The following is a 13,754-nucleotide window of genomic DNA, read 5'->3' as shown; positions in this document are numbered from 1 at the left end:
TAATTTGTTAAATTTGGATATTATTAATCAATGATATTCAAGTCTATGCGATTAATTTTTACGTTTTTAGTTTTATCATTTGCGCTTCAGACTTCTTACAGTCAAGAACAAGAGGTTTCTTTTTCAGAAGCGATTAAGAGTAATATCAAGAAATACAATTCCAAAACCGACATTGAATTTGAAAAAGGCGACATCGCAAAAGGCAATGCTTTGTTCGACTCATTAGTGCAAAATCATTTGGTGGGTTCGCGGTTTGATGATTATTCGTTTAAATGCGTAAACAGCCGGAAAGTCAAATTGAGTAAAATCAAGAAACCGGTTTTTATCATTACGTATGCTTCGTGGTGTGTCATGAATAAAGGCGAGATACCTGCTTTGAATAAACTTTCGAGAAAGTATGATGAAGACATTCAAATCATTGTGGTTTTTTGGGATATCAAAAGCGACGTGAAGAAAATTGCGCGCCAATTTAACAACCACATCAAAGTGTGTTATGCCAATGAAGCTTATAAAAACGATGAAGCGGTTGTGGCTACTTTAAAACATTATTTGGGTTTTCCGACTTCGTATTTTTTGAATGCGGAACTCGAAGTGGTTGATATCAAAAGAGGCGGCATTGCGATTCCACCGCGAACGGCTTTTAAGAAAGCTTTGGATATGAATTATACCGTTTTTAATGACCGCATGGTGAGTTTGTTGGATAAGAAGGAATCGGTTTCAAAACGTTTGGCTACGAATGAGTAATGGATAATGGAATGGGTCACGGATGATATGGATTGTCGCGGATTTTAAAATAAATAGCCACGAATTCACAGATTATATTAGTGAATTCGTGGCTAACTTATTTTTAGAAGTTTCATTTAATAACCACTTAACGGAATGACGATTTCATATTTTCTTCTGCTTTGATTCAATAGTTTTTTATCACGCAGCCACGGATTGTGGATTTTTAAAATCTTGTAATTGATGCCTTGCGATTTCGCAAAAGTAGCTAAATCAGTAATTGTGGTATCGACCGTGATGATTTTTGAAGGTAAATTGACATACATATCCTCGAGGCTTACGTTAAAGCCAAACTTGTCAGGATTTTTCATAATTTCTTTCAACGCCAAAATTCTAAATACATAACGCGATGTTTCATCATTGAGCATTAAATCATAATAGCTTTCCACTTGTTGCATTTCGATTTGTTTGGTTACGCCGGTCATACCGCCATTGTAGGAAGCTGCTGCTAAAGTCCAACTGCCAAATTTGGCTTTAGCCTCGAGCAAATATTTACAAGCGGCTTCGGTAGATTTTTCTAAGTGATAGCGCTCGTCAACCATATCGTTTACTTCCATTCCTTTTTCTTTTGCGGTTAATGGCATGAATTGCCATACACCACGGGCTCCGGCTGGCGAAACAGCATTAACCAATCCGCTTTCGATTACGGCTAAATATTTGAAATCATCAGGCACTCCATTTTTCGCTAATATCGGTTCAATAATAGGAAATACACGGTTGGCTCTTTTAATGATTAATAAAGTCGTAGCATCGAGATTGGCATTGATTAACAATTCACGGTCTAATCGTTCGCGAACATCATTCATTTGCAATGGCGCAGCTTCGCCGGCAAAATCGATACTTGTCGGAAAAAATTGAGTCGTTCCCTCATGCGTGATTTTGTTTTTGGTTTCGGTCGAGATACCATAAACAAACGCACCGCTAACCAAAACTATGGTTGCTATCAGTGCTGTTTTTTTTATCCAGTTCATTTTTTCTTTCTTTTTTAATTAAGGTAAACATACAAAAATTCGACAATTTCAAGGATACTGATTTAGAATAATTTTCGGTAAATAATCATTGAGCCAGCGGTATTTGGTCAGAATCATAATGTGAGTTCCGCCTTTGACTGTAATGCAATTTCGAATATTTTTTATCGGGAAAACATCGTCAGCATCGCCATGAATATGAATCACTTCTTTATCAGGCACTTCCCTATTCCACAATAACATTTGCTCTATGGCCCATTCGAGGTAGGTCTTGTTGCGCACCGATAGAAATTTTTCATACAATTTTAATCGCTGTTGAATAGCGGCACCAAACGAAAATTTATTGAGCATTTCAATATTTTGTAACAAACTTGTCGGAATTAGTTTATAAGCTTTGGTGCTCTTTGCGATTTTCATGTGTAGTGGAATTTCATGCAGCGTTTTCACACTCGATATGATAATCAATTTTCTGAGTTTTAAAAAAGCTGCCATTTCTTGCACCAACACACCGCCGAATGAAACACCTATCAAAACGGCTTCGTCGTGTTTAACATCAGCCGCCATTCTTTTTGCATAGGAAATCAACGATTCTTTTTGAAGTGGAATTTTCCATTCCAGTAAATGAATTTCAAAAGTGTCAGCCGGCAATTGAATGCGTTCGAAAATGGCAGAACTGGCTGCTAATCCGGGCATGCAATAGACATGTATTTTATTCATAATATTCGAGTCAACGATTATATCGTCTATAAATTTAATCGATTTGAATTGAAATCTTAAGAAGTTGATTTGAAATTATATTTAAATTAAGAAATGTCAATTTTCAATCCAGAAGAATTGATTGATACATGTTAATTCTTCGGAATAATGCCTATAAACGAATTGATTTTCGACAATTATGTATTACCTTTGTAGGCTCATTCTTAGAGTGAAACAACAATATTATTTTAATCTGATTGGTTGCAAAACCAATACAACACTTTGAATTATGGAAGCAGCTATCACAATGGAAATCAAAGACAATGCATTTGCAAGACAATTTGAGACCATCGTTTCGGAAGGTTTGATTTCAGTGGAATATTCGTTTCAAGAGAAAAAGATATTCTTAACGAAAATCAATACTCCGGACGGATTCAATGACGAGGAATTCATCAATGAGTTATTGAAAAACATTATGAATATCGCCTACGAACGCAAACTAAAAGTCGTTCCGATTCTTCCTAAAATTGCCTTGTTCTTCAGAAAAAATACGATTTACAGAGATTTATTGCCACCTGGAATTAAGATTTAATTCAAAGACATCATGGTTAAAAAATTAATCGTATTGTAATTCACTTTAGCTGTCTTTTCCAAAAACGACTTCAAATCTTTTTTCCATTTCTGATGCAATGACTTGTCCGTCATGACTTCCTTGCTTTAAATGCTCGATGATGTTTTGGTAACTTTCCGCATCTCGGTCTTGGCTTAGTTTGAACACTGTATCGATTGCTACAACTTCAATCTCAAAGGCTACAATTGCATTCATAACCCTTTGTTTAAAAGTATCGGGCAGATTATCGTAAATCGTTGTGGAGCTTTTATCATTGTTTTCAAAATGAAGCGACGTGAGCCTAAGCACTTCTTCCAATTCGGAATCACCAAGAAACCGAATCAAACCTTGGATGTGCACACTCATATAATTCCACGTTGAAGCTATATACGGATTGCTATACCAAGTGCCGCTTACGTAGGTACTTTTACCACTAAAAACTACCAAAACATTGTCGTTTTTTAAAAATGCTTTGTGATGATCGGTGTTTTTCATCATGTGCCCACGCAATATTTTCTTACCGTCAATTTCTTCGATAAATACCGGAATTTGTGTGGCGATGGGTTTATGCTCGGCATCACAACCCGTTACAAATGCGAACGGGTATTGACTTATAAAATCTTTAATTACTTGCTGATTTTGCTCTTTGTAGTATGGTAAATCGTACATATGGTTTGCTTTTGCTGGAGTTTTTCATTAACAATAACATTCCAAAAATACTGATTTTGGCAACGATATTAATGCTTCAAAAACTTTTTGATAGTAGTTTTTCCATCAAGATCAACAACTACAACATCAGCTTCAGCCGAAATAACAAAGAAGCTGTTTTGAATTTGATTTTGAAAAATAAGATTTTGAAAAGGTAGTTTAACGCGGATTGCACAGATTTGCAAAGGTTAAATCCGTGTAAATCTGTGCAATCCGTGTTAAATCTTTATACCGTTATCCCTATAAAATCCATTCTCACCGAACCGTCATCATCAATTCTCGTCAAACTGATTTCGTGTAAAGTATTGACCAATTCCGGATTCCAAGGCGTTTTTACTTTGACGTAATTTTCGGTAAACCCGTGAATGTAACCTTCTTTATTCTCGCTTTCAAACAATACCGTTCTTGAAGTTCCCAATTGACTTTCATAAAAAGCCCTGCGCTTTTTGACTGATAATCCGCGTAGCATTTTACTGCGTTTGGCTCTAACATTGGCAGGAACTACGCCCGACATCAAAGCCGCTTCAGTATTGTCGCGTTCAGAATAAGTAAATACGTGTAAATACGAAATATCTAGATCATTCAAGAAATGATAGGTTTCTAAAAAGTGATCATCAGTTTCACCCGGAAATCCAACAATCACATCAACGCCTATACAAGCATGTGGCATGACTTCACGAATTTTAGCAACGCGTTCGGTATAGACTTCGCGCATATAACGACGCTTCATCAATTTAAGAATATCGTTGCTGCCCGATTGCAACGGAATATGGAAATGCGGTACAAACGTTCTGCTTTTCGATACGAATTCAATCGTTTCATTTTTGAGCAAATTCGGTTCGATAGAAGAAATTCGCAAACGCTCAATACCTTCAACTTCATCCAAAGCCTGAACGAGTTCTAGGAAAGTATGTTCGTGTTTTTTATTTCCGAATTCGCCTTTGCCATAGTCGCCGATATTCACACCGGTGAGTACAATTTCCTTGATGTTTTGCTGTGAAATTTCATACGCATTTTTTAAAACATTTTCCAAAGCATCGCTGCGTGAAATGCCGCGCGCTAGCGGAATCGTGCAATACGTACATTTATAATCGCAACCATCTTGCACTTTCAAAAACGCTCGGGTTCTATCACCTATCGAATAACTACCAACATAAAAATCAGCTTCTGCAATCTCACAAGAATGCACTTCACCAAAATCGTTCTTCGATAAATCGTTGATATAATCCGTAATTTTAAATTTCTCAGTCGCACCCAAAACCAAATCTACACCATCTACTGCTGCGAGTTCTTCGGGTTTCAATTGCGCATAACAACCTACCGCTGCCACAAATGCCTTGTCATTAAGCTTCATCGCTTTTCTGACCACCTGCTTGAATTGCTTATCGGCATTGTCGGTCACCGAACACGTATTGATCACATAAATATCAGCCACTTCCTCAAAATCCACACGGTCAAAACCTTCGTCTTGAAAATTGCGTGCAATCGTAGAGGTCTCCGAAAAATTAAGTTTGCAACCGAGCGTGTAAAAAGCAACTTTCTTCTTATTCATAGTTTGATTTTTTGGGCGTTCCCCTGCGGGTCAGGCTTTCCGCAGTACACGGTACTGCTTCCAATCCTTAACGCGGTCCGATTCAACGAGAACTTTCATCCTCAAAAACGGACTGCAAAAATACACACAAAAATCGATTAGAAAAAACGCCTTTCGTGTTTTTTAAACGTTAATTACCAATCGATTAGAATCGTGATTATAAATCGATTGCCCTAGCCCTGATAGCAGCGGTATCTTTTGTTCGCGGCGTTCGCGGACAAAAATATAGTGGATAGCGGGATTAGCTTCTAATAAAAAACCACAACTGCATTACAATTGTGGTCATTATTAATTATATACTTTGCGCCTCTGCGTCTTTGCGAGCCAATTCAATTTCTCGCAAAGACGCAAAGGCGCAAAGTTTTACTCGTTTCTATACTTTTTTGTGAGTTCAAAAACGTGTTCTAAGATTCTGGCTTCCTTTTCATCAAATTCCACATGGCGACGCGACATGACGATTCTTGCAGTCTCAAAAGCTTTCTTGGTGATATACGTCGTAAACCCTGAAGCGCCGCCCCAAGAGAAACTCGGTACAAAATTTCTCGGAAAACCGCTGCCGAAAATGTTCGTGCTCACACCCACAACAGTTCCCGTATTAAACATTGTATTAATGCCGCATTTGCTGTGATCGCCCATCATCAGGCCGCAGAATTGCAATCCGGTTTTGGCGAAATTCTCGGTTTCGTAGCTCCACAATTTGACTTCTTCGTAGTTGTTTTTAAGGTTCGAATTGTTGCTATCCGCACCAATATTACACCATTCACCCAACACGGCATTGCCCAAAAAACCATCGTGGCCTTTGTTCGAATAGCCGAACAGAACACAATTGCTGACTTCACCGCCAATGCGCGAATGCGGACCAACAGTGGTGGCTCCATAGACTTTCGTCGCCAACTTCACTTGTGCTTCTTCGCACAAAGCAAATGGGCCGCGGATTACGGAACCTTCCATGATTTCGGAATTTTTACCTATATATATGGGTCCGGTGGATGCGTTTAAGGTTACGAATTCCAGCTTCGCGCCTTCTTCGATAAAGATATTTTCGGGTGAAATCACATTGACGCTTTTCGGAATTGGTTGTGATTTTCGGTCTTCAGTAAGCAACTCAAAATCTTCGCGTAAAGCGGCGTCGTTCTTGGCGAAAATATCCCAAGTATGGGCTATGAAAAGGCATTCGCTGTTGTATTCTATGATTTCATACGTATCAAAATCTACTTCTTCTTGCGTGTCTTGAGTATAGAAAGCAATGACTTCTTCGCCTTTGAAAATCGCTTGATTGGGTTCGAGGTTTGTAACCATTTCAGCCAAAACATCATTGGGTAAAAACGATGCGTTGATCATGACATTTTCCTCCATTTCAACCATGGGGAATTTTTCGGAAAGGTATTCTTCGGTTAAAGTCGTTGTAGTCGTACCCAAATGTTTTTCCCATTTTTCACGAATGGTCAGAATCCCGATACGAATATCGGCCACCGGACGTGTGAATGTGAAAGGCAATAATGCGTTGCGAACGGTTCCGTCAAAAAGTATGTAGTTCATGTTGATTTGGTTATTTGATAGTAGAAAAAAAAATCTGTTTCAAATTTACAAAGTTTTCATTCACATAAAAATAAAAAAGCCTCTCCAAATGGAAAGGCTTTCTATTATTTCGAACACGAAAAGATTATTTACCGTGTTTTGCGTATTTGGTTTTGAATTTATCGATACGACCTGCAGTATCAATAAGTTTAGATTTACCTGTGTAAAAAGGGTGAGAAGTTCTTGAAATCTCCATTTTCACTACTGGGTATTCAACACCTTCGTGCGTAATGGTTTCTCTAGTTTCTGCTGTAGATTTAGTAATAAACACATCTTCATTCGACATATCTTTGAAGGCTACTAATCTGTAATTTTCTGGGTGAATTCCTTTTTTCATGATAAATTTATTTTTCTTTTATGCTACAATCTATTCTGATGCTTTCTCAATGAAAGGTATAAACGCGAGTATAGCTTTTATTTTTGTTCTTATTTTTGAGTGTGCAAATTTACACTTATTTTTTAAAAATCAAATGTTTATTTCATTTTTTTAAATCAATATCCGAAGTGAATTTTATAGCGTGTAAATGGGGAATTGTTATATTTGTAGCTTAAATTGAAAATATCATTTCTATGAACGAAATTATTAAGAAAAACGGAATTGCATACGGGATATTTCTCGGACTTTTTTCTATAGTGGTCACAGCCTCAATATATGCTATTGATTTGGCGTTGTTTACCAATATGTGGGTTGGTATTTCCACCTTAATCATTTATATTATCATTGGTGTCATGGTAGTTAACAAGACTCGAAACCAACTTAAAACGATTACTTTCAAAGAAGCTTTTACAGTTTTTTTTATTACAGCTGTTATCGGAATAACTTTATCAACATTGTTTAATATTATTCTTTTCAATCTTATAGATCCTGCAGCAAAAGAAACCATTCAACAATTGACCATAAAATATGCTGCAGAAATGATGCAAAAATTTGGTGCTCCGGCTGCAAGTATCAACGAAGCCATTTCAAAAATGGAAGAAACAGATAATTTTTCTATTGGTAGTTTGATTAAAGGGATGTTTACCTCGTACTTGGTCAATGCTGTTTTTGGGCTTTTATTGGCAGCGATTTTTAAAAGTAGACCTACTGAACACTCATAAATGAACCTATCCATCGTCATTCCGCTTCTCAACGAAGAAGAATCCTTACAAGAACTTCATCACTGGATTGTATCGGTCATGAATGCCAACCAATACTCGTATGAAGTCATTTTTATTGATGATGGAAGTACTGATAATTCGTGGCCTATCATCGAAAAACTATCGCACGAAAACCCTAACATCAGAGGCATTCGATTTCTGAAAAATTTCGGAAAATCACAAGCATTGCACGCCGGTTTTGCCAAAGCGCAAGGCGATGTTGTGATTACGATGGATGCCGATTTGCAAGACAATCCTGAAGAAATTCCGGAATTGAATGACATGATTCTGAACAATGGTTTTGATTTGGTTTCGGGTTGGAAAAAGAAACGCTACGATTCGATGGTGTCTAAAAACCTGCCTTCGAAATTGTTCAATTGGGCAGCACGACGTACTTCAGGTGTGCAATTGAATGACTTTAATTGCGGATTGAAAGCCTACAAAAATGTTGTTGTAAAAAACATTGAAGTTTCTGGAGAAATGCACCGTTACATTCCTGTGTTGGCTAAGAACGCAGGATTTTCGAAAATCGGAGAAAAAGTCGTGAAGCACCAAGCTAGAAAATATGGCGAGACTAAATTTGGCATGGACCGTTTTGTGAATGGTTTTCTCGATTTGATTACGATTTGGTTTTTATCGCGTTTCGGAAAAAGACCGATGCATTTATTCGGCGCTTGGGGTTCGATCATGTTTGTGATTGGGTTTCTTTCGTCTGGATATATTGGATTTTCAAAATTGTATCGATTGTATAATGATTTGCCTTATGATTTGGTGACGAATAATCCTTGGTTTTACATTTCGTTAACGACAATGATTATTGGAACGCAATTGTTCTTAGCCGGATTTTTAGGAGAAATTATTTTGAGAACAAAGAATAATGAGGAACGTTATAAAGTTTCTGATGAAGTGAATTTTTCAAAATAATTTAAGATTACAATTTGTGACCTTTAAAAAATAAACGTCAATAATAAAAAGCAGCCTAGCCCTGATTACCTCACTTAACTTTCATATTTTTATAGGAGTTCGGTGAATGCAAAGCATTTGTAGCGATATCCTTTTGTGCCGGCGTTCGGCGCAAAAGATATAGCGAATAGCAGGTTCGCGGCTCCTGAAAAAAGAAAATAGAAACAAGACAATAGCAGCAAGAAATAAGAATACTATGAATATCCCGCAAAACATACTCGACGCAGTAAACGAATGGCTCACCCCGACTTTTGATAACGATACGCAAGAAGCGATTAAAGCTATGATCCCTTCTTCTCCGAAAGATTTGGAGGAAAGTTTTTATAAGAACCTTGAATTTGGCACCGGTGGTATGCGCGGTGTGATGGGCGTTGGTACGAATCGTATCAATAAATATACGCTTGGCAAAAACACGCAAGGGCTTTCAAATTATATGCAACAGGTTTTCCCAGGAAAGCAATTGAAAGTGGCTATAGCTTTCGACTGCAGACACAACAGCAATACACTTGCGAAAGTGGTGGCCGATGTGTTTTCTGCCAATGGCATTAAAGTGTATTTGTTCTCCGATATGCGTCCGACACCAGAATTGAGTTTTGCACTTAAACATTTAGGTTGCCAAGCGGGAATCGTGTTGACAGCTTCTCACAATCCGCCCGAATACAACGGTTATAAAGTGTATTGGGAAGATGGTGGACAATTGGTACCACCGCAAGATGCTGAGATTATTAACATGATTGAGGCGTTGCGTTATGATGCAATTAAATTCCAATCGAATCCTGATTTGATTGAATATATAGATGTTGCGATTGATGAAGCGTTTGTAAATTCGTCTATTGCTAATGCGAGTTTTAATACACCCGCGGAAGCGAAAGCGAATTTGAATATTGTGTTTACTTCGTTGCACGGTACTTCGATTAAAGCCGTTCCTCAAACTTTGGCGAAAGCGGGTTATACGAATGTCAATATTGTTCCCGAACAAGCAGAACCTAATGGCGATTTTCCAACAGTGAAATCTCCGAATCCCGAAGAACCAGAAGCCTTGACCATGGCGATGGCTTTAGCGGAAAAACTCCATGCCGATATTGTCGTAGGAACCGATCCGGATTGCGATCGTTTGGGTGTGGCTGTAAGAAACAATGATGGTCAAATGATTTTGCTCAATGGAAATCAGACGATGGTGATGATGACAGCGTTCTTGTTAGAACAATGGAAGCGTCAAGGAAAAATCAATGGAAAACAATTTATTGGTTCGACGATAGTGTCAACACCGATGATGCTCGAATTGGCAGAAGCTTATAATGTGGAATGTAAAGTCGGTTTGACAGGATTCAAATGGATTGCGAAGTTTATCAAAGATTTCCCCAACTTAGAATTTATTGGCGGCGGCGAAGAAAGTTTTGGTTTCATGGTGGGTGATGCCGTGCGTGATAAAGATGCGGTTGCCGCAACTTTATTGATGTGTGAAATTGCCGCTCAAGCCAAAGCACATGGCAGTTCTGTTTATAAAGAATTGCTAAACTTATATGTAGATCACGGATTTTATAAAGAACATTTGGTGTCGTTGACCAAAAAAGGCATCGATGGTTTGCGCGAAATCAATCAGATGATGGTGGATATGCGTGAAAATCCTGTGAAAGAAATCAACGGACAACGTGTTGTGATGCTTGAAGATTATAAGAAATCAATCGCTAAAAATTTATTGACCGGCGAAGAGGAAGCTTTGAAAGTTCCAAAATCGGATGTGTTGATTTATTATACGGAAGACGGCGCTAAAATCGCGGCTCGTCCGAGTGGCACGGAGCCTAAGATTAAATTCTACGTGAGTGTCAATGCGCCTTTGGATTCGGTTGCAAATGCTGCCAAAACCGAAGCTGTTTTAGATGAGAAAATCAAGAATATTCTAATCGATCTAAACATCATTTAATGAATAATTTCAGAAAAATCATTCCCTTTATTCTGCCGTATAAAAAGTATGCATATTTGAATATTTTATTCAATGTGCTGTATGCTTTTTTCGGAACACTTTCGTTTCTGGCGCTAATGCCAATGATGGATGTGTTGTTCGGGCAAGCGAATAAAAATTATACGATGCCGGAATTTCATGGCGTGTATGGTTTGAAACAATACTTGGGCGATTATCTGAATTATTACCTCACAATGACCACCGAACAATATGGCATCGGCACAACCTTATCGATTTTAGTTGCTGGTATTATTACCATCTTCATGCTCAAAAACCTATGCGATTATTTGGCGATGTTTTTCATCACCTTTTTGCGCAATGGAATTCTACGCGACATGCGTGATGCGATGTATAAAAAAACCCTCGAATTGCCGTTGGCTTTCTTTTCCGAAAAACGCAAAGGCGATACGATTTCAAGAATTGCGGGCGATGTGGGTGAAGTGCAAAATTCGATGTTGTCGATTTTAGAATTGATTGTCAAAGAGCCATTGACGATTATTTTTACGATTATTGCGATGTTTTCTATTAGTGTCAAGTTGACGATTTTCGTGTTCATATTCATTCCGGTTTCAGGTTACATCATTTCATTAATCGGAAAACAACTCAAAAAGAAATCAACACGCGCACAACAAGAACAAGGCGTTTTTCTGTCGACCATAGAAGAAACTTTGGGCGGATTGAAAGTTGTTAAAGGCTATAATGCTGAAGGTTATTTCAATAAAGTATTTCAAGATTCTACGAGTCGATTTTTTAAATTATAGAACAGCATTGGCAACCGGCAAAACCTGGCTTCACCGATGAGTGAATTTCTAGGCATTATGGTCATAGCAATTTTACTTTGGTATGGCGGCCACATGGTTTTGATTGAGAAAACCTTGAAAGGTGCCGCTTTCATCACCTATATGGGATTGGCCTATAATATTCTGACACCAGCAAAATCGATTTCAAAAGCGTCGTATAATGTCAAACGTGGTAATGCTGCAGCGGAACGTGTACTCGAAATTTTAGAACAGCACAATCCAATTACAAGCAAGCCGAACGCCATTCATAAAGATAATTTTAATGAAAAAATTGTGCTCAAAAATGTGCAGTTTAAATATGAAGAAGAATTGGTTTTAAAAGATTTTTCCCTCGATATCAAGAAAGGGCAAACCGTTGCTTTGGTGGGTCAATCCGGAAGTGGGAAAAGTACCATTGCCAATTTGCTCACGCGTTTTTACGATGTGAATGCCGGAAGCATCGCCATTGATGGCACCGATATCAAAGACATGAACCTACATTCACTTCGTAGCTTAATGGGATTGGTTACACAAGACAGTATACTTTTTAATGACACGATTAAAGCCAATATCGCTCTAGGAAAACTCGACGCTACCGATGACGAAATCCTTGATGCGTTGAAAATTGCAAACGCTTATGAATTTGTCAAAGATTTACCGAATGGTATCTACACTAATATTGGCGACAGTGGAAACAAACTTTCGGGCGGACAGAAACAACGTTTGAGTATCGCGCGTGCGGTATTGAAAAATCCACCGATTATGATTCTTGATGAAGCCACATCGGCGTTGGATACCGAAAGTGAAAAATTGGTGCAGGTGGCTTTAGAAAATATGATGCAAAACCGTACATCGATTGTGATTGCGCATCGCTTGTCGACGATTCAGAAAGCCGACGTAATTGTTGTAATGCAGAAAGGGATTATCGTTGAGCAAGGAAATCACGAGCAATTAATGGCTATAAATGGTACTTATAAAAAATTAGTAACCATGCAATCTTTTGAAAACTAAACCTTAACTTTATAATCATGACACAACGCTATTTTGGAATGCTGTTTATTTTACTTTTTGGTGCTATTTACATTACCTTAACGTATTGGGTTTCTGAAGTCAAATTATCCCATTTCATAGTGATTTGGGTGATGTGTGGTTTTTATGCAGGTCAATATTCTACGCGGTTTAAAAAAGAATAACTATTCATTTCAATAACTCAATATTGAATTATGTATATCAATGACAGCAATATTAAGTTACCTACCGATCCGAACACCATTGTTTGGAAATACTTAGACTTGTCGAAATTTGTCGATTTGTTGCTGTATCAGAAACTGTTCATGTCGCGTTCCGACAAGTTCGAAGATCAGTACGAAGGCACTTTCAGCGAACCTACTTTTGAGGAAATCAGAAAATTATCGATCGACAATCCAGACTTTTTAGATTATTATAAAACGCATCGCGAAAATGTAGTCATTAGCAGTTGGCACATCAACGAATATGAATCGTTTGCGATGTGGCACATTTTTACGCAGAAAAGTGAAGGTTTGGCCATTCAATCAACATTGGGGCGTTTGCAAAATGCATTATCCCCTGAAGTTATTTATGAACAGCATATTGGCGAAGTCAACTACATCGATTATAAGAAAGAATACATTCCGTTTGAAAATGATTTTTTTCCGTTTCTATTCAAGCGCAAAAGTTTTCAATACGAACGCGAAATTCGGATTATTGCGGATGTAACATCGCATCAAATGAAGATTGACAATGGTTTGAAAATCGATATTGATATTAATCAATTGATTGAAAAAATCTACATTCATCCCAAATCAGAAAACTGGTATAAAAACCTAGTAATTGAATTGGTGAAACGGCTTGGGTTTGATTTTGAAATTGAGAAATCGGATTTAGAAAGCGACATTTTGATATAAAAAGATTTTACTCGCAAAGACGCAGAGCCGCAAAGAAAATAATACTCTTTGCG

General features: G+C 37.8%; 13 protein-coding genes and 1 pseudogene. 8 read left to right on the top strand and 6 right to left on the bottom strand.

The features are described from left to right. The first annotated feature begins 45 nt into the window (after nt 1–45). Entirely contained in the window at nt 46–744 is a 699-nt protein-coding gene (locus tag RMO03_RS10940) for a hypothetical protein (protein ID WP_309642142.1), read from the top strand. A gap of 116 nt (nt 745–860) precedes the next feature. On the opposite strand, the gene RMO03_RS10935 is transcribed toward RMO03_RS10940, so the two are convergent. Together RMO03_RS10935 and RMO03_RS10930 are read right to left on the bottom strand one after the other, a co-directional pair. Further along, complete coding sequence (locus RMO03_RS10935; protein WP_309642141.1) at nt 861–1,754, bottom strand: lytic transglycosylase domain-containing protein; 894 nt, start codon at nt 1,752–1,754, stop codon at nt 861–863. Nucleotides 1,755–1,802: 48 nt separating this feature from the next. Beyond that, complete coding sequence (locus RMO03_RS10930) at nt 1,803–2,468, bottom strand: alpha/beta hydrolase (protein WP_309642140.1); 666 nt, start codon at nt 2,466–2,468, stop codon at nt 1,803–1,805. A 286-nt stretch (nt 2,469–2,754) separates the two neighbouring features. Here RMO03_RS10930 and RMO03_RS10925 point away from each other — a divergent pair, with 286 nt between their 5' ends. Continuing rightward, nucleotides 2,755–3,039 (top strand): GNAT family N-acetyltransferase, encoded by a 285-nt coding sequence (locus tag RMO03_RS10925; protein WP_409024918.1) that lies wholly within the window; start codon nt 2,755–2,757, stop codon nt 3,037–3,039. Between the two features lie 45 nt (nt 3,040–3,084). Here RMO03_RS10925 and RMO03_RS10920 read toward each other — a convergent pair whose 3' ends face one another. The 4 genes from RMO03_RS10920 to RMO03_RS10905 form a co-directional block, all read right to left on the bottom strand. After that, complete coding sequence (locus RMO03_RS10920; protein ID WP_309642138.1) at nt 3,085–3,726, bottom strand: FMN-binding negative transcriptional regulator; 642 nt, start codon at nt 3,724–3,726, stop codon at nt 3,085–3,087. Between the two features lie 265 nt (nt 3,727–3,991). Next, nucleotides 3,992–5,317: a tRNA (N(6)-L-threonylcarbamoyladenosine(37)-C(2))-methylthiotransferase MtaB gene (mtaB, locus tag RMO03_RS10915; RefSeq protein ID WP_309642137.1), complete on the bottom strand. Its 1,326-nt coding sequence runs from the start codon at nt 5,315–5,317 to the stop codon at nt 3,992–3,994. A 402-nt stretch (nt 5,318–5,719) separates the two neighbouring features. Next, a complete protein-coding gene (locus RMO03_RS10910; RefSeq protein WP_309642136.1) occupies nt 5,720–6,895 on the bottom strand; it encodes a GlmU family protein in 1,176 nt (391 codons plus the stop codon). Nucleotides 6,896–7,019: 124 nt separating this feature from the next. Beyond that, nucleotides 7,020–7,271: a type B 50S ribosomal protein L31 gene (locus RMO03_RS10905; protein WP_309642135.1), complete on the bottom strand. Its 252-nt coding sequence runs from the start codon at nt 7,269–7,271 to the stop codon at nt 7,020–7,022. A gap of 233 nt (nt 7,272–7,504) precedes the next feature. Here RMO03_RS10905 and RMO03_RS10900 point away from each other — a divergent pair, with 233 nt between their 5' ends. The 6 genes and pseudogenes from RMO03_RS10900 (at nt 7,505) to RMO03_RS10875 (ending at nt 13,701) form a co-directional block, all read left to right on the top strand. Then, complete coding sequence (locus tag RMO03_RS10900) at nt 7,505–8,032, top strand: DUF4199 domain-containing protein (protein WP_309642134.1); 528 nt, start codon at nt 7,505–7,507, stop codon at nt 8,030–8,032. Continuing rightward, complete coding sequence (locus tag RMO03_RS10895; RefSeq protein ID WP_309642133.1) at nt 8,033–8,995, top strand: glycosyltransferase; 963 nt, start codon at nt 8,033–8,035, stop codon at nt 8,993–8,995. It begins immediately after the preceding gene. A gap of 235 nt (nt 8,996–9,230) precedes the next feature. Continuing rightward, nucleotides 9,231–10,958, top strand: a complete 1,728-nt coding sequence (locus RMO03_RS10890) for a phospho-sugar mutase (protein WP_309642132.1) — start codon at nt 9,231–9,233, stop codon at nt 10,956–10,958. Beyond that, nucleotides 10,958–12,787, top strand: a pseudogene (locus tag RMO03_RS10885) (ABC transporter ATP-binding protein). The gene RMO03_RS10890 and the pseudogene RMO03_RS10885 overlap by 1 nt, the downstream one beginning before the upstream one ends. 17 nt (nt 12,788–12,804) lie before the next feature. Then, a complete protein-coding gene (locus tag RMO03_RS10880; protein WP_309642131.1) occupies nt 12,805–12,969 on the top strand; it encodes a hypothetical protein in 165 nt (54 codons plus the stop codon). A 30-nt stretch (nt 12,970–12,999) separates the two neighbouring features. Next, a complete protein-coding gene (locus tag RMO03_RS10875; RefSeq protein WP_309642130.1) occupies nt 13,000–13,701 on the top strand; it encodes a hypothetical protein in 702 nt (233 codons plus the stop codon). Nucleotides 13,702–13,754: the final 53 nt, after the last annotated feature.

This window comes from Flavobacterium sp., from assembly GCF_031411595.1.
In the GTDB taxonomy this organism is placed as follows: Bacteria; Bacteroidota; Bacteroidia; order Flavobacteriales; family Flavobacteriaceae; genus Flavobacterium.
The sequence above is the reverse complement of the archived record's forward strand: the minus strand, read 5'-3'. Positions and strand labels throughout refer to the sequence as shown.